This is a genomic window from Mesorhizobium sp. Ca11 (assembly GCF_020165275.1).
Classification (GTDB): Bacteria; Pseudomonadota; Alphaproteobacteria; order Rhizobiales; family Rhizobiaceae; genus Mesorhizobium.
Genome location: NZ_JAIUHU010000005.1, coordinates 1 through 20,996, shown reverse-complemented (window position 1 = coordinate 20,996; position 20,996 = coordinate 1). Strand labels below are relative to the sequence as shown.

Annotated in this window: 19 protein-coding genes; 17 read left to right on the top strand and 2 right to left on the bottom strand. The window is 64.2% G+C overall.

The window, feature by feature from the left end:
• Position 1: 1 nt before the first annotated feature.
• The 11 genes from LB538_RS10510 to LB538_RS10460 all read left to right on the top strand — a co-directional run bounded on the left by LB538_RS10510 (position 2) and on the right by LB538_RS10460 (position 10,279).
• Complete coding sequence (locus LB538_RS10510) at positions 2 to 1,030, top strand: ADP-ribosylglycohydrolase family protein (protein ID WP_224522913.1); 1,029 nt, start codon at positions 2 to 4, stop codon at positions 1,028 to 1,030.
• Positions 1,030 to 2,004, top strand: coding sequence for a PfkB family carbohydrate kinase (locus tag LB538_RS10505; protein ID WP_224522912.1), 975 nt, complete (start codon positions 1,030 to 1,032; stop codon positions 2,002 to 2,004). The genes LB538_RS10510 and LB538_RS10505 overlap by 1 nt, the downstream gene beginning before the upstream one ends.
• A gap of 39 nt (positions 2,005 to 2,043) precedes the next feature.
• Positions 2,044 to 3,108, top strand: a complete 1,065-nt coding sequence (locus tag LB538_RS10500) for an ABC transporter substrate-binding protein (RefSeq protein WP_224522911.1) — start codon at positions 2,044 to 2,046, stop codon at positions 3,106 to 3,108.
• A 26-nt stretch (positions 3,109 to 3,134) separates the two neighbouring features.
• Entirely contained in the window at positions 3,135 to 4,004 is an 870-nt protein-coding gene (locus tag LB538_RS10495) for an ABC transporter permease (protein ID WP_224522910.1), read from the top strand.
• Positions 4,004 to 4,792 carry an ABC transporter permease gene (locus tag LB538_RS10490; protein ID WP_224522909.1) on the top strand — a complete coding sequence of 263 codons (789 nt, stop codon included), beginning with the start codon at positions 4,004 to 4,006 and terminating at the stop codon, positions 4,790 to 4,792. Before LB538_RS10495 ends, LB538_RS10490 begins: the two co-directional genes overlap by 1 nt.
• Entirely contained in the window at positions 4,792 to 5,856 is a 1,065-nt protein-coding gene (locus tag LB538_RS10485) for an ABC transporter ATP-binding protein (protein ID WP_095769774.1), read from the top strand. The genes LB538_RS10490 and LB538_RS10485 overlap by 1 nt, the downstream gene beginning before the upstream one ends.
• Positions 5,857 to 5,933: 77 nt before the next feature.
• Positions 5,934 to 7,022: a Gfo/Idh/MocA family protein gene (locus tag LB538_RS10480; protein WP_224522908.1), complete on the top strand. Its 1,089-nt coding sequence runs from the start codon at positions 5,934 to 5,936 to the stop codon at positions 7,020 to 7,022.
• Between the two features lie 50 nt (positions 7,023 to 7,072).
• Positions 7,073 to 7,987, top strand: a complete 915-nt coding sequence (locus tag LB538_RS10475) for a sugar phosphate isomerase/epimerase family protein (RefSeq protein ID WP_140838907.1) — start codon at positions 7,073 to 7,075, stop codon at positions 7,985 to 7,987.
• A 24-nt stretch (positions 7,988 to 8,011) separates the two neighbouring features.
• Positions 8,012 to 9,103: a fatty acid desaturase family protein gene (locus LB538_RS10470; protein WP_224523334.1), complete on the top strand. Its 1,092-nt coding sequence runs from the start codon at positions 8,012 to 8,014 to the stop codon at positions 9,101 to 9,103.
• A 29-nt stretch (positions 9,104 to 9,132) separates the two neighbouring features.
• Positions 9,133 to 9,447, top strand: a complete 315-nt coding sequence (locus LB538_RS10465) for a MocE family 2Fe-2S type ferredoxin (RefSeq protein WP_224522907.1) — start codon at positions 9,133 to 9,135, stop codon at positions 9,445 to 9,447.
• Positions 9,448 to 9,475: 28 nt separating this feature from the next.
• The gene (locus LB538_RS10460; protein WP_224522906.1) at positions 9,476 to 10,279 is read left to right on the top strand and encodes a 3-methyl-2-oxobutanoate hydroxymethyltransferase; all 804 of its coding nucleotides are present in this window, start codon (positions 9,476 to 9,478) and stop codon (positions 10,277 to 10,279) included.
• 18 nt (positions 10,280 to 10,297) lie between these two features.
• Here the strand turns inward: LB538_RS10460 and hutH are convergent, their stop codons facing one another.
• Both hutH and LB538_RS10450 read right to left on the bottom strand, forming a co-directional pair.
• On the bottom strand, positions 10,298 to 11,794 hold the full coding sequence (hutH, locus tag LB538_RS10455) for a histidine ammonia-lyase (protein ID WP_224522905.1): 1,497 nt from the start codon (positions 11,792 to 11,794) through the stop codon (positions 10,298 to 10,300).
• Positions 11,791 to 12,792 (bottom strand): ornithine cyclodeaminase family protein, encoded by a 1,002-nt coding sequence (locus tag LB538_RS10450; RefSeq protein ID WP_224522904.1) that lies wholly within the window; start codon positions 12,790 to 12,792, stop codon positions 11,791 to 11,793. The genes hutH and LB538_RS10450 overlap by 4 nt, the downstream gene beginning before the upstream one ends.
• 443 nt (positions 12,793 to 13,235) lie before the next feature.
• Between LB538_RS10450 and LB538_RS10445 the strand changes: the two genes are divergently transcribed.
• The 6 genes from LB538_RS10445 (at position 13,236) to LB538_RS10420 (ending at position 20,891) form a co-directional block, all read left to right on the top strand.
• A complete protein-coding gene (locus tag LB538_RS10445; RefSeq protein ID WP_224522903.1) occupies positions 13,236 to 14,222 on the top strand; it encodes an ABC transporter permease in 987 nt (328 codons plus the stop codon).
• An 86-nt stretch (positions 14,223 to 14,308) separates the two neighbouring features.
• The gene (locus LB538_RS10440) at positions 14,309 to 15,334 is read left to right on the top strand and encodes a sugar ABC transporter substrate-binding protein (RefSeq protein WP_224522902.1); all 1,026 of its coding nucleotides are present in this window, start codon (positions 14,309 to 14,311) and stop codon (positions 15,332 to 15,334) included.
• A gap of 81 nt (positions 15,335 to 15,415) precedes the next feature.
• Entirely contained in the window at positions 15,416 to 17,539 is a 2,124-nt protein-coding gene (locus LB538_RS10435; protein ID WP_224522901.1) for an ABC transporter permease, read from the top strand.
• On the top strand, positions 17,536 to 18,591 hold the full coding sequence (locus tag LB538_RS10430; protein WP_224522900.1) for a hypothetical protein: 1,056 nt from the start codon (positions 17,536 to 17,538) through the stop codon (positions 18,589 to 18,591). Before LB538_RS10435 ends, LB538_RS10430 begins: the two co-directional genes overlap by 4 nt.
• Complete coding sequence (locus tag LB538_RS10425) at positions 18,591 to 20,087, top strand: sugar ABC transporter ATP-binding protein (RefSeq protein WP_224522899.1); 1,497 nt, start codon at positions 18,591 to 18,593, stop codon at positions 20,085 to 20,087. The genes LB538_RS10430 and LB538_RS10425 overlap by 1 nt, the downstream gene beginning before the upstream one ends.
• A gap of 396 nt (positions 20,088 to 20,483) precedes the next feature.
• Complete coding sequence (locus LB538_RS10420) at positions 20,484 to 20,891, top strand: carboxymuconolactone decarboxylase family protein (RefSeq protein WP_224522898.1); 408 nt, start codon at positions 20,484 to 20,486, stop codon at positions 20,889 to 20,891.
• The last annotated feature ends 105 nt before the right edge of the window (positions 20,892 to 20,996 follow it).

Here is a 20,996-nt window from a genome sequence, read left to right as displayed (position 1 = left end):
CATGGCGGCCGACGCGATGGACCGGGCTATGGGCGCGCTGATCGGCGGGGCGCTGGGCGATGCGCTGGGCATGCCGACGCAGCTTCTGTCGCCGACCCGCATCGCCGAGCTCTATGGCCATGTCGAGGAGTTCGTCGCGCCTGCCGCCGATCACCCGGTGTCGAAAGGGCTGCCCGCCGGCGCGATCACCGACGATACCGAACAGGCGCTGCTGCTTGGCCGCATCCTCGTCGAATCCGGCGAGCGTTTCGATCATGCGCGCTGGGTCAACGCGCTGCTCGACTGGGAGCGCGAGGTCAAGGCGCGCGGCAGCTACGACCTGCTTGGGCCGTCGACCAAGCGCGCTATCGATGCCATCAACAGCGGCGTGCCCGCGGAGGAGGCCGGCCGCGGCGGCGACACCAATGGCGCTGCGATGCGCATCGCGCCGGTCGGCATTATGATGCCGCCGGAGCCGCTCGACGTTCTGGTCTCCAAGGTGGCGGAAACCTGCCGGGCCACGCACAACACCTCGATCGCCATTGCATCGGCTGCGGCGGTCGCAGCCGCCATCAGCCTCGGTGTCTCGGGCGGCGACTGGCGTGGCGCTTCCGGCCATGCGGTCGCCGCCGCAAGGCTAGGTGCTGCGCTCGGCCATTGGGTCACCGGCGGCGACATCGCCGCGCGCATCGTCTGGGCGCAGGAGCTTGTCCGCTGCAAGGCGGAGAAGCAAGCCATCAAGCTGATCGTTGACCTGGTCGGCACCGGCGTCGCCAGCCAGGAATCGGTGCCGGCGGCCTTCGCCGTGCTGGAGGTCGCGCAAGGCGATCCGTGGCGGGCAGCCGTCATCGGCGCCAATCTCGGTGGCGACACCGACACGATCGGGGCGATTGCCGCCGGCATGGCGGGCGCCTGCGCCGGCCTGTCGAGGCTGCCGCAGGACCGCATCGCCCAACTGCATGGCATCGACATCGCGGACGTCCGTGCGCTGGCTGGCGACCTGGTCGCCGCACGCGGCTCCAAGGCCGGCCCAGGCAAGGAGGTTGCCTGATGAGCGGGCGCCTCGTTCATGTCGGCAGCGCCGTGGTCGACTATGTCTACCGCATCGACGCCCTGCCGGCGGCCGGCACGGAAAAGACCGCGTCAGCTTACGCGCGGGTCGCCGGCGGCGGCTTCAATATGATGGTGGCGGCAAGCCGCACCGGCATGAAGGTGGTGTTCGGCGGCCAGCTCGGCACCGGGCCGGACGGAGACTTCCTGCGCGAAGCCTTCGCGGCCGAAGGCATCGAGACGCTGACGCCGTCATCGCCTTCGATGGACAGCGGCAATTGCGTCGCCATGATCAGCGGCGACGCGGAGCGCACCTTCGTTTCGTGGCCAGGCGCCGAGAGCCGGCTCACGCCGGACATGATGAAGCCGATCCAAGTCGTTCCGGGTGATTGGGTTTTCACCTCCGGCTACACGCTGAGCTATCCCGGCAGTCGCGACGCGCTTGCCGGTTGGATCGAAGCGCTGCCGGCCGGCATTCCTTTCGTCTTCGATCCGACGCCGGTGATCGCCGACATTCCACGGCCGATCCTGGACAGGGTTCTGGCGCGTACGACCTGGTTGAGCTGCAACACCAATGAGGCTGCCGAGATTGCCGGTGCCGGCGATGCCCAGACCGTCGCGATCCGATTGCTCGCCGAGCATTGCCCCAGGGCGGAAGGCGTCGTCATCCGCGCCGGCGCGCATGGCTGCTTGGTGCGCATGGCCGATGGCGGCACCCGTGCGGTGCCGGGCTTCAAGGTGGAAGCCGTCGACACCAACGGGGCCGGCGACACGCATATCGGCGCCTTCGTCAGCGGCCTTTCTCGCGGCATGGGCGCTTGCGAGGCGGCACGCTATGCCAATGCGGCGGCTGCGCTTTCGGTCACCCGCCATGGCGGATCTTCGGCGCCGACCGACACGGAAATCCGGGAGTTCCTGACTGAGCGCGGCGAAACGACGACCGCGCTCGGCCGGGCGGAAGCGACTGCAACTTAACAAGCCCGTCAATCGGGCAAACAATGAGAGGAAAAAAACATGCGCATGCCCAGACTGACCGCTTTCCTGACGGCCACCGCCGTCTTTGTCTCCGCCTTTACGCTGGCCGCACAGGCCGCCGAGGAAGTGCATGTGCTCAACTGGAAGGGCTATGGCGCCGACGAGCCGTGGGCGGTCGCCAATTTCGAGAAGGCGACCGGCTTCAAGGTGGTCAACGACTTCTTCAATTCCGAACAGGAGATGCTGACCAAGATCCGCACCAATCCCGGCCTCTACGACGTCGTCATGATCAATGCCGCCTTCAACGACCAGGCAATGGCCGGCAAGCTGATCCAGCCGATCGACGTCTCGAAGCTTTCCAACTATGCCGACATCGCCAAGGACAAGGCCAGCTCGCCGATGCTCAACCATGACGGCAAGGTCTATGGCGTGCCGTGGGTGTGGGGCCTGACGGCTCTGGCGATCAACGACAAATCCTTCGACAAGCCGCCGACGAGCATCGCCGAGATGTGGAACCCGGCGCATAAGGGCCGCGTCATCATCCGCGACGACGCCGTCGAGGCGGTGCAGTTCGGCGCGATCGCGTCGGGGCAGGACATCAACGACATCAAGGATATGGACGCGGTCAAGGCGAAGCTCACCTCGCTGATGCCGCAGATCAAGACCTTCTGGAGCTCGGAGAACGACTGGAACCAGATGGTCGCCTCCAACCAGATCGACATCGGCACCTATTGGAGCGGCTCGGCTGACCGCGCCAAGACGCATTTCAAGCTGCCGGTCTCGCTGGTCATCCCGCAGGAAGGCGCCGTCGCCTGGCTCGACGCCTTTTCGATCCCGGTCGGCTCGAAGAATGTCGCGGGCGCCGAGGCCTTCATCAACTATATGATCGACCCGAAATTCTACGTCGAATGGGTCACCAAGGTCGGCGCACCGGTTTCGGCCAACACCAAGGCTGTCGACGCGCTGCCCGAGGACGCCTTCAACCGCAAGGTCATGGGCAGCCCCGAGGTCGCAAAGCGCATCCAGTTCCAGGCGCCGATCACCGACGCGCAGCGCGAGAAATACCTGGCGCTGTGGCAGGAGCTGAAAGTCAACGTGAAATAATCACGTCTTTCGGGGAGGAGAGGCAGATGGCTGACCAGCTTGCGATCGGTTCGCGCCGCGGACTGAAGCCGGCCCTGCCGCTTCTCCTTCCCGCCTATCTCTGGCTGACGATCGCGATCTTCCTACCCCTGTCGGCCATGGTGTTCTTCTCCTTCATGACCGACCTGCCGCTGGCCGGAAAGGAATGGTCGTTCACGCTCGGCAATTACGCAGCTTTCTTCTCGCAGAGCCTCTATTCGACGCTGTTGTTTTCATCGCTGCGGCTCGGGCTGGAGGTGACGCTGTGGTGCGTCGTCATCGGCTACCCGGCGGCCTATGTGCTTGCGAAGGTGCTGAAAGGGCGCAGCCGCGAGGCGATCTTCCTGCTCGTTATCCTGCCCTTCTGGTCGAACGGGCTGGTGCGCATCTTCTCCTGGGCGATGGTGCTGCGCGAAGGCGGCATCCTCGACACCGCGCTCAATGCGGTGCTGCCGTTCAAGATCAACATTGATCTCATGTATTCCTACCCAGCCGTCATCATCGGCCTGGTGCACTCCTATGTGCCCTATATGGTGCTGACCTGCTATCTCACGCTGCAGGCCATCGATGATTCGCTGATCGAGGCGGGCCGCTCGCTGGGCGCATCGCGGCGGCAGGTGCTGTGGCGGGTGATCATCCCGCTGTCGATGCCGGGCCTGATCGCGGGTGCCGCGCTGATCTTCGTACCGGTGGTCGGCTCCTTCATGGAGCCGCGCATCCTCGGCGGCCGCACCGGTACCTTCTACGGCACCATCATCGAGGACCAGTTCGTCGCCGTCTTCAACTGGCCGCTGGGCGCGGCACTCTCCTTTATCCTGCTCGCGGTCGTGCTGATCATCCTGGCGCTGGCGGCGCCTGTCCTGCGGAGGGCTGCGTGATGGCGACGACGCGCATCCTCGAATGGCTCGGGCGCTTCTACATCGTGCTTTTGCTCGGCTTCCTTTACCTACCGATCATCATCATGGCGGCGATGTCCTTCAACGCTTCGCCCTTCTACCAATTGCCGTTCGAGTGGACGACGGACTGGTATTCATCGCTCTGGCAGAACGACCAGTTGATCGCGGCGACCTGGAACAGCATCGAGATCGCCGTCATCACCACTTTGATCTCGACGGTGCTGGGCTCGATGGCCTCGCTGGCGCTCTACCGTTACGACTTCCGCGGCAAGAAAGTCCTGCAGGCGCTGCTGTTCCCACCGATCGCCATCCCGTGGCTAATCACCGGCACGGCAATGCTGATCTTCTTCTTCGGCGTCGGCATCGGCCGCGGGCTGGTGGCAATCCTGCTCGGCCATGTCGCGCTGGCGCTGCCTTATGTGATCGTCGTCGTGTCGGCCCGGCTGCAGACCTTCGCGCCAGAGCTGGAGGAAGCGGCGCGCTCGCTCGGCGCCAACCAGTGGCAGGTGACCATGCGGGTTACTTTGCCGTGGATCATGCCTGGGGTGATCGCCGGCGGGCTGTTCGCCTTCGCCGTGTCGTTCGACCAGTTCGTGGTCTCGTATTTCCTGTCGACGCCCGGCCAGACGACATTGCCGGTCGAAATCTATGCCGCGATCCGCAAGGGTTTCACGCCCGAGATCAACGCGGTCTCGACGATCATCATTGTCGTGTCGATGGCGCTGATGCTGCTCACGGCGCGCTTCTTCAAGTTTGGTGGAGAGAAATAATGGCTGGCGTCCAGGTCGCGAACGTCTCGCGCAGCTTCGGCGCGCACAAGGCGCTGGACGATGTCTCGATCGATTTTGCCGATGGCGGCTTCTACGCGCTGCTCGGACCTTCGGGCAGCGGGAAGACCACGCTGCTCCGCCAGATCGCCGGCTTCGATTTTCCGGATTCCGGCCGCATTGCGATCGGCGGCGAGAGCGTCGAGCGCGTGCCGGTCGAAAAGCGGCGCATCGGCATGGTGTTCCAGAACTATGCGCTGTTTCCCAATATGAGCGTCGCCGACAATATCGCCTTCGGCCTGTCGGTGCGCGGCGAGCCGAAAGCGACAATCGCTGCGGAAGTGCAACGCGCGCTCGATCTCGTGCAGCTCGGCAAGCTCGGCGGGCGAAAGCCGCACCAGCTCTCCGGCGGCCAGCGCCAGCGCGTGGCGCTGGCGCGGGCCATCGTTACCAAGCCGCGCGTGCTCTTGCTCGACGAGCCGCTCGGCGCGCTCGACAAGGCATTGCGCGTCGACATGCAGATCGAGCTGAAGCGCATCCAGCGCGAGATCGGCATCACGACCATTTTCGTCACCCACGACCAGGAAGAGGCGCTGACGATGAGCGACCGCATCGGCATATTGCGCGACGGCAGGCTGGTGCAGGAAGGACCGCCGGAAGAGATCTACGACAGGCCGCAAAGCGAGTTCGCCGCGACTTTCCTCGGCGACGCCAATATCTTTCACGGCAACGCGACCGGCTCAGGGATCAGGCTGCCCGACGGCACGACGATCGCGGCTTCGACAGGCGCATCGGTGCCGGCCGGCGCCAAGGCGAGCTGCGCCGTTCGGCCCGAGCGCATCCGGATTTCGCCCGGCGCGGCAAAGCCCGATCCAGCCAATGTCAACACGCTCACGGGGCAGGTCTCGAAACGCATCTTTGCCGGCAACAACAGCACCTATTTCGTCGACCGCTTCGGCCAGACGCTGAAGGTGATCGTCCAGAACACCGGCGCCGAGCGCCTCGCAGAGGGTCAGCCCGTCGTGCTGAGCTGGTCGCCGGACAGCACGGTGCTGATCGCGGCCTGACTGATGGGAAATGATGGCGCGGGCCTTGGCTGAGGTCCGGACCATGGCGTTATATCCATCCTCCAAGGGAGGAATGGATGGCGAGTATAGGCTTCGAACCGGACGTGACAGTTCGGGTCAGGGAATATCGGATCGGCTGTATCGGCGCCGGCATGATCATGGCCGAATGCCATCTCGCCGCCTATCACGAAGCCGGTTTTCCGGCGGTCGCCATAGCATCGCGCACCAAAGCCAATGCGCAGAAGGTCGCCGATCGCTGGAATATTGCGACCGTCCACGAGACACCGGAGCAATTGATCGAGGACAGCCAGGTCGAGATCGTCGATCTGGCCTTTCCGCCCGATCAGCAACCGGCTTTGATCCGCCATGCGTTGAAGCAGCCGCACGTCAAAGCGATCTTGGCGCAGAAGCCGCTAGCGCTTTCGGTCGAGGAAGCTGTGAAGCTGCGCGACGAAACGGCTGCGTCCGGCAAGATCCTCTCGGTCAATCAGAACATGCGCTATGATCAGTCGATGCGCGTCTTGAAGCAGATCATAGACAGCGGCGCGCTTGGCGACATCGTCTTTGCCGAGATCGACATGCACGCGATCCCGCACTGGCAGACCTTCCTTGCCGATTACGACCGACTGACGCTCGCCAATATGAGCGTGCATCACCTCGACGTGCTGCGTTTCCTTTTTGGCGAACCGGAGGAGATAACCACGCTGACGCGCAAGGATCCGCGCACGGCGTTCGAGCACTCGGACGGCATCACCGTGTCGACGCTGCGCTTCCCCTCGGGCGTGCTTGCCGTTTTGCTGGAGGACGTCTGGTCCGGCCCGCGCCAGGAGGGTTACGAGGACGATCAGCACATCAATTGGCGGGTCGACGGCATCAAGGGCGTCGCCAAGGGCACGATTGGATGGCCGAAGGGCGTCGCGTCGACGTTGACCCATGCCTCGAGCGAAACGACGGGCGGCAAATGGGTCAGCCCAAGCTGGGAGACGATGTGGTTCCCGCATGCATTCATCGGCGTCATGGAGCAGTTGCAATACGCGCTGAAGACCGGCACGCCGCCGGCGCTGTCGGTCGCCGACAACGTCAAGACCATGGCGCTGGTCGAGGCCGGCTACCGATCGATGGCGGAAGGTCGCACGATCAGGCTGTCCGAAATCTCTGTCGACTAGGCGACTAAAAGGCAGGGCAACTGAATCGCTTACCCAGAGGACTTCACCTCATGATGCAGGCAGGTATCTTCACAGGCTATTTTCCCTACGAGCTGGAAGAGTCCGCCAGGCGCATCCGTGCGCTCGGCTTCAACACCGTGCAGCTCGACCTGCATTTCAAGGATATCGACCTGTCGGCCGGGCAGATCTCCACGGAAAAGGCGCGGAAAGTGCGCGACACTTTTCGCGATCATAACCTGCCAGTCTGCTGCGTGTCCGGCTACACCAACATCATTCATCCGGACAAGACCGAGCGCGACAGGCGACTGGCGTATCTGAAGGAGATTATCCGCAATGCGCGCCATTTCGGCTCGCCTTACGTGATCTCGGAAACCGGCACCTACAACACCGAGTCCGACTGGGTGCATCACCCGAAGAATAAGACCGAGGAGGGGTTCGAGGAATGCCGCAAAGTGATTTCCGACCTTGCCCGGACGGCTTACGACCACGGCGCCGTGTTTCTGCTTGAGACCTATGTCAACAACGTCGTCGGTTCGGTCGAGGAGACGGTCAGGATGTTCGCACAGGTCGACCACCCCGGTCTCGGCCTGTTGATGGATCCGACCAATTACTTCGAGGCGCACAACATCGACCGCATGGACCATGTGCTGAACCAGGTGTTCGACACGCTGAGCGACAAGATCAGGATCGCGCATGCCAAGGACGTCAAGCGCTCGGGCGACGACAAGTCCGAGAAGCATGCCGATATCGGCGATGCGGACGCGCATGAGGGGCTTACCTTCCGCGGCGTCGGCGAGATCGAGCTGCCGGCGCCGGGCCTCGGCGCGCTGAACTACGACCTCTATCTGAAGCGGCTCAGCGAGAAGCATCCGAACATCCCGGTGATCATCGAGCACCTGACCGAGGACGACGTGCCGCGCGCGAAAAAATTCCTCGATGAGAAATTCTGCGCCAACGGAGTTTGACGGCTGGGGAATATGACGATGGCGATGGCCGGCAGCACCAAGCGCGACTACAGCCTTGTCGGCGAAAGCACTCGGCTTGCGATCGAGACCGGGCTCGCCTCGGCCGAGTGGTACCATACCGACGTGCCGCGCAAGACCATGAAGGAATTGATGCAGCGCTCCGATGGGCCGGCGATCCGCGACACCATCATCTGGATCGTCGCGATCCTGGGCTCGGCGGCCGGCATCGTCTGGTTCTGGGGCAGTTGGTGGGTCGTGCCGTTCCTGTTCGTCTACGGCGTGCTCTACGGCTCGTCGAGCGACTCGCGCTGGCACGAATGCGGCCACGGCACTGCCTTCCGCACGCGCTGGATGAACGACGTCGTCTACCACATCGCTTCCTTCATGCTGATGCGCAACCCGGTGCAGTGGCGCTGGAGCCATGCGCGCCACCACACCGACACGATCATCGTCGGCCGCGACGCCGAGATCGCGGTGATGCGGCCGCCCGACCTTATCAAGGCGGCTTTGGCCTTTACCGGCATCCTCGATTTCCGTTATTCGCTGCCGACGCTGGTGCGCCAGGCCTTCGGCACATTGTCGGACGACGAGAAGAGCTACATTCCTGAGATGGAGCAGCCCAAAGCGGTGACCGCGGCGCGCTGGCACATGGTCGTCTACGCCGCGACGATCGCTGTCGCGATCGCGCTTGGGTCATGGACACCGCTCGTATTGGTCGGCCTGCCGCGCCTCTACGGCACCTGGCACATGGTGCTGACGGGGCTGTTGCAGCATATCGGGCTGGCCGACAACGTCACCGATCACCGGCTGAACACGCGCACCGTCTACATGAACCCGGTCAGCCGCTTCATCTACTGGAACATGAACTACCATGTGGAGCACCACATGTTCCCGATGGTGCCGTACCACGCCCTGCCGAAACTGCATGAGCTCATCAAGCACGATCTGCCGGTGCCGAACCCGTCGATGTGGCACGCCTATCGCGAGGTCTGGCCGGTGCTGCTCAGGCAGCTGAAATACGAGGACTATTATCTCAAGCGCGAATTGCCGCCGACGGCCAAGCCTTATCGCGGCGAGTTCCACGATCTCGACATAACGGCCGCGGCCGCCGAATAGGCGCAGCTTGGGCAAATTGGAGGCAGTCGATGGCGGAATGGGTCGAAGCATGCGCGGTCGACGACGTGGACGAGGAGGATGTGATCCGCTTCGATCATGGCGGCCGCACTTTCGCGATCTATCGCTCGCCGGACGACGCCTTCTTCGCGACCGACGGGTACTGCACGCATGAAAAGGCCCATCTCGCCGACGGCCTTGTGATGGACGACATAATCGAATGCCCCAAGCACAATGGCCGCTTCAATTACAAGACCGGCCAGGCCAAGGGCGCGCCGGTCTGCGTCAACCTCAAGACCTATCCGGTCAAGGTCGAGGCCGGTAAGGTGATGATCGATATCGGCTGAAAGCCGCCAGACAAAACAGGATGTACCGATGAGCCGAAAGAGACCGACCGTTGCCGACCTGCGCGCCATGAAGGGCAAGCGGCAGCTGACCATGCTGCGCGTGCTGACGCTGGAGGAAGCCGAGGCTGCCGAGCGGGCAGGGGTCGACATCGTCTCGGTGCCGCCGGAACTGGTTCTCAACCCGCAATATCGCGACGCCGCGCCCAGCCTCTTCACCATGCCGGGCGACAATTTCTTCGAGATCGGCACGGCCGACGATTTCGTGCGCTGGTCGTTCCGGCTCTACAAAGCCGGCGCCGACGCGGTCTATTGCAGCGCCGGATACGCCACGATCAAGCGCATGGCCGACGATGCCATTCCGGTGATCGGCCATGTGGGCCTCATTCCTTCCCGCGCGACCTGGACCGGCGGCTTCAAGGCTGTCGGCAAGACAGCCGATACAGCCATGCAGGTGTTCGAGGCGGTCAAGCAGCTCGAGGCGGCCGGCGCCATCGGCGCCGAGATCGAGGTGGTGCCGGTGGAAGTGGCGAAGGCGATCTCGGAGCGCACCCCGCTGATCATGCTGTCGATGGGCGCGGGCACGGGCTGCGACGCGCAATATCTGTTCGCCGAGGATATTCTCGGCACAAATCGCGGTCACATGCCGCGCCACTCGAAAGTCTATCGCAACTTCGCCGCCGAATATGACCGGCTTCAGCAGGAGCGCATTGCGGCGTTTTCCGAATATGTCGCCGACGTCAACAGCGGCGCCTATCCCGAAGACAGGCATGTCGTGCAAATGGATCCGGACGAGCTCACCCTCTTCATGAAGAAGGTGGACGCAAAGCCCTGAACCAAGAGTCGAAAAGCGTCAGCCCGTGGCCGGAGGGCCTTGCCAGATTCCGCTGACAAGGACGGCATAAAGCGCCTCGGCGTCGATGCCGAGCGGCCTGTCTTCCTTGAGCGTCGCCACATGCGAACGCACGGCCGCGTGGATCGCGCCGGTGGCCGGCGCGAGCGCCATGCCCTCGCGCAAGTCGACGGCCTGCGCCGCGGCCATCAGCTCGAAGGCGATCAGCCGCCGCCACAGCAGGATCATCTCGGCGCATTTGGCGACGGCGAGCGGCGTCTGCGTGGCGTGATCCTCGACGCCCTCGGACACGGGCAGGAAATCGAGCATCACCGGATTGGCCTTGTGGCGGATCGCGGCCAGGATCGCCGTCACCGTCTTCTGCAGCGGCACGAAGCCGGCAGAGGCACCGCCGACCGGCGACAAATATTTCGGCAGGCCGTGGCGGGTTGAGCCGGTGAGCTGGACGAAGCGCGCCGCGGACGCTGCCGCGCATTGCGCGATCGCTAGGCCAAGCGTCTCGAAGGCGAGCGCCAGCGACGCTGTGTGGAAATTGCCGGTCGACATGACCAGTTCATCATCGGCCAGCACCAGCGGATTGTCGGCGGCGGCGTTGAGCTCGATCTCGACAGCAAGCCTGGCATGGTCGATCGCCTGGATCAGCGCGCCGTGGATCGAGGGCATGCAGCGGATCGACAGCGGGTCCTGGATGGTGGTCGGCGCCGGCGCCTCATCGCGCGCCAAGAGGTCGCGCAGCGCCTTCGCCGCAAGCTGCTGGCAGGCGCCCGGGCGTGCCTGATGCTGGCGCGGATCGAGGATGGTGCGGTTGGCGCCGATGCCTTCCATCGTCAGCGCGCCGGCCTGCTGCTGCTGTTCGAGCGCCGACAGCGCATCGGTCAGCGCCAGCGCTCCGATCCCGACGGAAACGGCCGAGGCGTTGATCAGGGAAAGACCGTCCTTCGGCGAGAGAGTGACGGGTGCAAGCCGCGCCATCATCAGCGCCTTGGCGGCAGGCATGCGGCGGCCCTGATATTCGGCTTCGCCATCGCCGATCAGCACGCGGGCGACCGCCGTCATCAGCAGAAGATCGCCGGCGCCGATCGAGCCGAGCGACGGCATCACGGGATGCACGCCGGCATTGAGCGCTTCGGCCAGCGCGCTGAACACGCGCGGCGACAGGCCCGAGCCGCCGGCGGCGAGCATCGCAAGGCGGGCGAACATCGCCGCCCGCACCACCGGAACCGGCAGAGCATCGCCAACGGCGGCGCTGCGGCCTTCGATCAGCTGGCGCTGGAAGGCGCCGGCGTCGCCTTCGACAGCCGTGACGAGATTGGCGCCGAGCCCGGTGTTCAGCCCGTAGATCTGCTGGCCGCCCGCCGCGGCTGCATCGAGGACCTGGCGAGCCTTGTCGAGCTTTTCAAGCACGGCAGGCGTGGGCTCGACCTTGCAGGCGTTGCGCGCGGCGGCAACCACATCCTCGATGCTGACGCCGGCGCCGGTGAGAACGAGCGGGTTCATGTGAAGCGCAGCCTCTGGCCGATGCCGTTTTCGCCGGCCTTGGCGAGCATGGCCTTGCCCAGCGCAATGTCGGACAACGAGAGGCCGCGATGCCAGAACAGGATCGTCTCGCCATCGCTTTGCCGGCCGGCTTTGAGGCCGGCCGCGATCTGGCCGAGTTCGGCATGCAGCGTCGCCTCGCTCAGCCGTCCCGTCTCGACATGGGCGCGCAGCGAGCCGAACTTGCCGCCCTTGCACTGGCCCCAGTCGTCGACGACGATCTTCTGCATGATATCGGTCAATGACAGCTCGACCGCGCTCATCGTGCCATAGGGCACGACCAACGCGCCGCGCTTGATCCATTCGGTCTTGAGCAGCGGCTGCGGTTCCGGCAGCCGCGAGGCTTCGACGACGATGTCGGCGCCTTCGACGCAGCTTTTCCAGTCAGCCACGGCCATGACCGGCTTGCCGAGGTCGGCCGCCAGCCTGGCGACAAAGCTATCGCGGCTTTCGGGGCGGCGTGAGTGGACGCGGATCTCGTCGAAGTCGAAGAGATGGTCGAGGAGGCGCACGTTCCAATAGGCGGTGCCGCGCGCGCCGATATGGCCGAGCACCTTGGACGACCTCTTCGCCAGATGCCTGGCGCCGATGGCAGTGACCGCGCCGGTGCGCATGTCGGTGATGACGGTGGCGTCGAGGATGGCGCGCGGCGTGCCGGTGCGCGGATCGAAAAGATTGAGGATGCCGAATTCCGACGGCAGGCCGTGCCTGTAGTTGTCGACATAGTCTCCGACGATCTTCACGCCGGCGGCATCGAGCGGCGCCACATAGCCGCGCAGCACGTTGAAGTGGCCGTGAAAGGACGGGTCGGGCTCGAGATGGACGCGCGGCTCGATAACAGTCTGGCCGTTGCCCTGCGCGACGAGCCCGGCTTCGACGGCGCCGATGATCTCGGCGTCCGTCATGGCAAGCGCTTCGATATCGAGAGCATTGAGGTAGTCGATATAAATCGGCTTCATGCGTTTTCCTCGGCCCACCCCCCGGGCTCATCCATAACAGGCGAGACGGCGACACGGAAGTTTGTTGGATAAGCTCTGGACTGGGCCGGCGCCACGGCGGTGTGTGCATGCTCCTGCCGCCAATGCCGGCGCAGAGGTTTCGGGCCATTCAGCGAAGAATTGACGTCGTGCCGGGCGCATTTTGCGGACTCGAATTGCGCCGGTCCCGCGGGGTCCGAACAGGTTCTTCCGCGCGCCGTGCGATCACGGCAACGAACCGCCAAAAATCCAAGAGTTTCCAGCTATTGCGCCAGTTGCGGCAATCGATGCGTCCACTCGGAAAATAGTCGGAGAGGCGCGGTTCTTGAACGCGGATTCATTTGACGAGCCGCTGTTGAGCCGATTAGCTTTCATGCGGGGTGAGGGCCGGCAAGGCCTTGCCCTCGGGGCGAAAGACACAAGCGATGAATGCGACCGGCTGGCCGAACTGGAGGCGCCTTAATCAGGAAGGCATCGTCTTTGCCATCGCCATCCTGTTGTTCGCCGCCGCTGCGCTGGGCCTGCCCGGTTTCCTGACCGCCGACAATCTGGTGGCCATCGTGCGCTCGGTCTCGGTGCTCGGCATTCTGGCGCTTGGCATGGCGGTCGTCATCATCGGCCGCGGCATCGACCTGTCGGCGGTGGCGATCATGGCGATGTCGGTCGCCTGGTACCTGCAACTGCTCAACACCGGAACTTCGGACGGACTCGCCTTCGTCTATGTGCTGGCGGGCGTTTTAGCCATCGGCCTGCTCAACGGCTTTCTCGTCGCCTATGCCGACGTGCCGGCGATCTTCGTGACCTTGGCCACCGGCTCCTTCGTGTTCGGCTATGTGCGCTCGCAACTGATCACGCAGGATGCCGTGCCGGTGCCCGGCGGACACTGGGTCGAGCTGCTCGGCGGCGTCCGCTTCCTCGATATTCCTGTCGAGGTGTTCGTCTTCGCCGGGCTGGCCTTCCTGGTGTTCCTGTTCCTGCGCTACACCAAATGGGGCCGCTTCATCTATTTCGCCGGCGACAATCCGGTCGCGGCCCGCAACATCGGCGTTCCGGTACGGCCCATGCTGGTGCTGCGCTACGTGCTCTCGGCGTTCGTGGCGCTGGTCGCCGGGCTTTTGACGGCAGCCAGCCTGCATTCGATCAACACCCGCATCGTCAACTCGACGCTGCTCTACGACATCGTCCTGGTGGCGGTGATCGGGGGCATCGGCCTTTCGGGCGGCAGGGGCGGGGTGCGCAACGTGCTGGTGGGGGCGGCGCTGATCGGCATCCTGCTCAACGCCATGACCATTATCGACATTCCGCTGCTCTACCAGAACCTGATCAAGGCGGCGATCCTGCTCGGGGCCATCATCGTCGACGGCATCATGAATCCGCGCGACGAGCAGACGGCGCAACAAGGCGACATTTAGAGCAGATGGCAAGGCCATCTTGCTCTCGGGTACCCGGCGCGATCGTGACGATCGGCCGGCAATGAAAACCGAACCAGAGGTGTGACATGAAACTAATCAGGACATTGATGGCCGCCGCCACGGCGCTCGCCGTTACCGCCTTCGCGGCGCCGGGCTTCGCCGCCGACGATCCAGGCCCCGCCGCCTATGCCAAGGCGCTCAACGGCAAGCGCGTCATGCTGGTGCCGCTGGCGATGGGCTTCGACCTGGCGCAGGGCTGGGCGCATTATCTGAAGAAGGAAGTCGAGGCCTGGGGCGGGACGTTCGAGACCCGTGACCCGAACTGGGTGGTCGATGCCGGCGCGCAGGCGATCACCGACGCCATCGCTTCCGACACCAGGCCGGACGTGCTAATCATCCATGCGCCGGACCTCAACTCCTACTCGAAGCTGATGAAGAAGGCGCAGGCCGCCGGCACCTATGTGCTGCTGGTCGACAATCCAGCGAACTTCCCGGCCGACGCCTTCGTCGGCAGCGATTGGGACAAGCTCGGCCAGCTCGAGGCCGAAGCGGCGATCAAGGGCTGCGGCGAGAATTCGTCCAAGAAGATCGGGCTGGTGCAGGGCGACCAGGCGAACTCGTCGAGCCTCTACCAGTATGCCGGCATCATGAAGGTGCTGGAGAAGCATCCCGACTTCCAGGTCGTGGCCAAGCCCGACTCGAATTGGGACGCGACCACCTCGCGCAACGTGACGACGACGATGCTGCAGCAGCATCCGGACATCTGCTCGATCATCGACTTCTGGGACGGCGACGCCACCGGCGCCTCGGCCGCGATCCGCGACGCCAAGCTTGAGGGCAAGGTGTTCCTGGTCACCACGGGCGGCGGCGAGAAGGCGGCCGATTGCGACAAGCTGAACGACGGCACCTATGGCGCCGTGGTGATGACGGATCTTGCCCGCCAGTCGGGCGACATGAACGCCATCATCAAGTTCCTGCTGCAAAGCGGCCAGCCGGCTGGCACCTCGCACACCTATATCTACACACTGGAGAAGGCGACGACCAAGGCCGACCTCAAGCCCGACAGCTGCTGGGACCTGAAGGCGCTGCAGGCCGAAGCGGCGGCGAAATAAACCGCGCCGCCCAAGAGCATCCCGTGAGGTGGCCGGATAGTTCCGGCCACCTCTTTCCCGTTTTAATGACAGCGGCAGCCGATGAATTTCCGTGAACGCCTCCAGGCCTGGCGCTACAACCTCGTGCCCGACCATCTGGTCGGCGAGATCCTGACCAAGCGCTGGACCGACAACGCCATACCTTTCCTGGCGCTGGTGGCGACGCTCGGGGTGTTCGGCTCGATCATTCCGGGCTTCTTCAAGCTCACCTCGCTGCAGGAATCCACTCGACAGCTCGGCGAGTTCTCGCTGGTCGTCATCGGCATGACCGTGGTCATGCTGGGCGGCGGCATCGATCTTTCGGTGGGCTCAATCTTCGCGCTGTCCTGCTTCTCCGCCGTCTACGTCTTCTTCATCCTCGAACAGTCGATCTGGCTGGCCTTGGCCGCCGCCCTCGTGGCCGGGCTCGTCTTCGGCGCCATCAACGGCTACCTCGTCGGCTATCTCAGGCTGCGTGCCTTCCTGACAACGCTGGTCACCTTCATTTTCGGGCGGGCGTTGTTCGACATCCTTGTCACCACCTATGCCGCCGACGTGCAGCTTTCGCAGGCAAGCTCCGATGTGCTCGACTTCATCGGCGACGGCACGTTCTGGGGCCTGTCGGTTTCGGTCTGGCTGGCCACTATCCTGGCCATCGTCACGCATATCGCGCTGACGCGATCGCGCCCGGGCTGGCATGTGCTGGCGGTCGGCGGCTCCCGGCGCTCGGCGCATAATGCCGGCATCCGGGTGCGGCGCACCGTGTTCATGACCTACGTCTTTTCCGGCTTCTGCGCCTCGATCGGCGGCTTCCTGATCGCCTGCCGGTTGAGCGGGGCAGGGCCGGGCACCGGCCTCAATCTGGAAATCATGGCGCTGACGGCGGCGGTGGTCGGCGGCGTCAGCCTGGGTGGCGGACGCGGCTCGGTGGTCAAGGGCCTGATGGGCGCCATCATCGTTCTGACCATGACCAACGGCCTGATCCGGCTCGGCTACGGCACCGGCACCAACCAGATGGTGCTCGGCATCCTTCTGGCGGTCGCCGTCACCATCGACATCCGCTGGCTGAAGAACCGCCACAAGGTGCTGAACGAGGTCTATGTCGCGCCGGTCTACCTCAAGATGGGCGAGGCGCAATCTGCGGCGCCCGGTTCGGGCACGTCCTACGAGCTCGACAACCGGCTCTCGGCCGCGGACCATATCGGGCTCGGCGAGCTGGAAGGACCCGAGGACGTCATCCTCGACCGCGACGACCATCTCTATTGCGGCACCCGCCACGGCGAGATCGTCCGCTTCTTCGCACCGGACTACCGGCGTTCCGAAGTCTTTGCCCATATAGGCGGCTTTCCGCTGGGGCTCGCCTTCGACCGGGACGGTAATCTGATCAGCTGCGTCGGCGCCATGGGGCTCTATTCGGTCTCGCCGGACCGGGAGGTGAAGCGCCTCTCGGCAGAGACGGCGCGCTCCTGGACCTCGATCGTCGACGATGCGCGTCTGCGGGACCCGAACGATTGCGACATCGCGCCTGACGGCCGCATCTATTTTACGGATTCGACCAAGCGCTATGACGCCCATGATTGGGCGCTGGACTCGATCGAGAACCGCGCCACGGGCCGGCTGCTCGTCTATGATCCCAAGGACGGCTCGACCAGAACGCTGCTGGACGGCTACCGCTACACCAACGGCGTGTGCATGGCGCATGACGGCAAGTCGCTGTTCTTCGCCGAAAGCTGGGCCTGCCGCGTGCATCGCTACTGGCTGGAGGGACCGAAGGCCGGCACGGCCGAATGCGTCATCCGCGACATGCCGGGCTACCCCGACAACATCAACCGTGCCTCGGACGGCAATTACTGGATGGCCTGGCTCGGCATGCGCACGCCGAGCTTCGACCTGTCGCTGCGCCATCCCGACATGCGCAAGCGCATGACGCGCCGCCTGCCGCAGGACGAATGGCTGTTCCCCAACATCAACACCGGCGGCGTGGTGAAGTTCAACGAGAAGGGCGGCATCGTCGAGACGCTCGGCGACCTTTCCGGCAACGCGCATCCGATGGTCACCTCGATGCGCGAGCACAAGGGCTATCTCTTCGTCGGCGGCATCCTCAACAACCGCATCGGGCGCTACAAAATCAGTGACGCGGACCCGAACTGGACGAGCCCCGCTTCCTATTGGGGGGCGAAACCATGATCCTCGATCCGATCCTGGATGTCTTTCGCGGCAAGGCGGTCACCATACCGCCGCTCGACGGCGCGTTCCGTCCCAACACGCGGCTGGACGACGCGGCGGTTTTCGCCGAACTGAGCGAGCCGGACAATCTGCTGGTGTCTGACGGGCGGCTGCTTGTCTCCAGCGGCAACGCTATCCTGGCGGTTGCGGCCGGTTCCGAGCCTGTCGCGGTCGAGACCTTTCAATCCCCCATCACCGCGCTGGCGCTGTCGCCATCGGGCGAGCTGACGGTCGGCCTGGAGAGCGGCAAGCTGCTGATCGCCGGCAAGGAGGTTTCGCTGCCGGCCGAAATCCGTTGCATCACCGCGCTTGCCTATGCGGACGACGGCACGCTGTGGCTGGCCAATGGCTCCAGCGCGCATGCGCCGTCACAATGGGCGGCCGACCTGATGAAGAAGGGCGCGTCCGGCTCGCTGGGGCGGTGCGGGCCGGGGGGCATCGGTTTTCAGAAGATCGCCGGCGACATCGCCTTTCCCTATGGACTTCACCCGGTCGGAGCCGACGTGCTGGTGAGCGAAAGCTGGCGCCACCAGCTCGTGCGCTTTGACGGCACGACTGGCAACCGCTCGACGGTGCTGACGCATCTACCCGGCTATCCCGCGCGGCTGGCGCCGGCGGGCGACGGCGGGCCGTGGTTGACGCTGTTTGCACCGCGCAACCGGCTGATCGAATTCGTGCTGCAGGAAACGCATTATCGCCGCGACATGATCGACCAGGTGCCGCCGGCCTACTGGATCGCGCCGGCGCTGGCTTCCAACCGCAGCTTCCTCGAGCCGCTGCAATGCGGCGGCATCCGTACCATGGGCATCCACAAGCCGTGGTCGCCCAGCCGCTCCTATGGGCTCGTCGTGAAACTCGACCGGACCATGCAGCCGCAATTCAGTTTGCACAGCCGCGCCAACGGCACGCGGCACGGCATCTGCAGCGTGGCCGAAAAGGACGGCCGCCTGTTCGTCGCCTCGAAGGGCGGCGATTGCGTGCTGGCGCTTGACCCCGCGCTGGGAGGCTTCTGATGGACCCGATCGTGCGCCTGGACAACGTGACGAAAACCTATCGCGGTGTGCCGGCGGTGAAGAACGTCAGCTTCGATTTGAGGAAGGGCGAGATCCATGCCCTGCTCGGCGAGAACGGCGCCGGCAAGTCAACGCTGACCAAAATCATCGCCGGCGTCGTCGACGCGACTTCGGGCAAGATGTTCCACAAGGGCGTTGAGACGGCCTACGCCTCGCCGCACGCCGCGCTGGAGGCGGGCATCGCCATGGTGTTCCAGGAGACCAGCCTGGTGCCGTCGATGACCGTGGCGCAGAACCTTTATCTCGGCACGGAGAAATTCCTCAACCGGCTGCGCGGCACCTACATCTCGGCGCAGCAATTCCTGCAGTCGCTGAATTTTCCGGTCGATCCCAATGCGATGGTGGCGACGCTGGGTGCTGCCAAGCGGCAGATGGTCGAGATCGCGCGCGCCGTCCACCATAATGCCGAGATCATCATCTTCGACGAACCGACGGCGACGCTGACGCCGGAAGAGAAACGCCACTTCTTCGCGCTGATCCGGAGGCTCAAAGCGCGCGGCGTGTCGATCGTCTTCATCAGCCACGCGCTGGAAGAGGCGCTGATGATCGCCGACCGCATCACCATCCTGCGCGACGGCGAACTGGTGATCACCGACGAGACATCGGCCTTCGACCGCGACAGGATCGTCGCCGCCATGGTCGGGCGCTCGCTGTCAGGACAGATCTACCGCCAGCGCGACGAGACGAAATTGCGCAAGGCCGGCAAGAAAGTGCTCTCGGTGCAGGACATCTCGATGAGCAACATCGTGCGCAACAATTCATTCTCGATCTTCGAAGGCCAGATCACCGGCGTGTTCGGGCTGATCGGCTCCGGCCGCACCGAGACCTTCAAGATCGTCTCGGGCATCTACAAGCGCGACTTTTTGCGCGGCGGCGCGATCGAGCTCGACGATAAGCCGGTGCGCTACGTCGTGCCGAGCGAGGCGGTGGCCGACGGCATCGTCTACGTCACCGAGGACCGCAAGAGCGAAGGCATCTTCGAGACAATGGGCATCGCCGAGAACCTGTTCGGCGGCCTGCTTGCGGCGGGCCGCGAGAAGGCCTGGGTGATCAACCAGCAGGAGATGCGGCAGCTCTCGGCCGAATGGACGAAGACGCTCAACATCAAGGCGATCAACGACAATGCCCGCGTGGTCGAGCTTTCCGGCGGCAATCAGCAGAAGGTGGTGATCGGCAAAGGGCTGGTGCAGCAGCCTCGCATCGTCATCCTCGACGAGCCGACCCGCGGCGTCGATGTCGGCGCCATCGCCGAGATCCACCAGATCATCAACCGGCTGGCCGACGAGGGCCTCGCCGTGGTCGTCATCTCGTCCTACCTGCCGGAGATCATGAACCTGTCCGACCGCATCCTGGTCTGCCGCCAAGGCCGCATCGTGGAGGAGTTCTCGCCGGCGGAGGCGACGGAGGAGAAGATCATGTATGCGGCGGTGCACTAGGGTAGCGAGGCGACGGCGGATGATCGCGCGATTGGATCGAGCACCCCTGGAGATTAGCCGAGGCGCTTGTCATGTCGTCATCCACGGGCGGAGCAAGGAGCGAAGCGACGCGCGCAGACCCGAGGATCCATTCCGTTACCTTGCCGTGGGATGCAGCGGTCCAGAATTCTGCTCCGCTGCACCCTTCGCGCGAAGTCACGGAATGGATTCTAGGGTCTGCGCGCGTCGCTTCGCTCCTTGCTCCGCCCTAGAATGACGAGGCTGAAGTGCTTCGCCCAACCTCGCTGCAGTGTGCTGTTCCGAGCCAAGAAATTGAATCGGACAAACCGTTTAGCCGCCTATGCGCAACACTTGATTCAACGACGTCTTCCATCAGTTCATTGAAAGGACCACACCATGGCCACCACAAAACTGCTCAGCGATGCCGAGGTCGAAAAGATCCCGGCGGTGAAGGCGGTGTTCGACGATATCCGGGCGACGCGAAAATCCGACTTCGTCAACAATTTCTGGCGCGGGCTGGCCAATGATCCGGCGGCGCTGAAACGGGCGTGGGAGCAGCTCAAGGCGGTGATGGTCACCGACGGCGCGATCGATCCGCTGACCAAGGAAATGATCTATATCGCGGTCTCGACCGCCAATGGCTGCTCCTACTGCGTCCACTCGCACACGGCCGCAGCGCGGGCCAAGGGCATGACGGAGGCGCAGCATGGCGAGTTGGTGTCGATCATCGGGCTTGCGGGACAGACCAACCATCTGGTGACGGCAATGCAAATCCCACTCGATCCGCAATTCGAGGTGAAGTGAAGCGCCAGCTTCTCCTTCTCCCCTTGTGAGGGCTTTGCACGGGAGAGTGAATTCTGTTTGTTGGGCTAATGAGGCGTTTTTTGAAGGCCATGGGAGGCGGTTTTG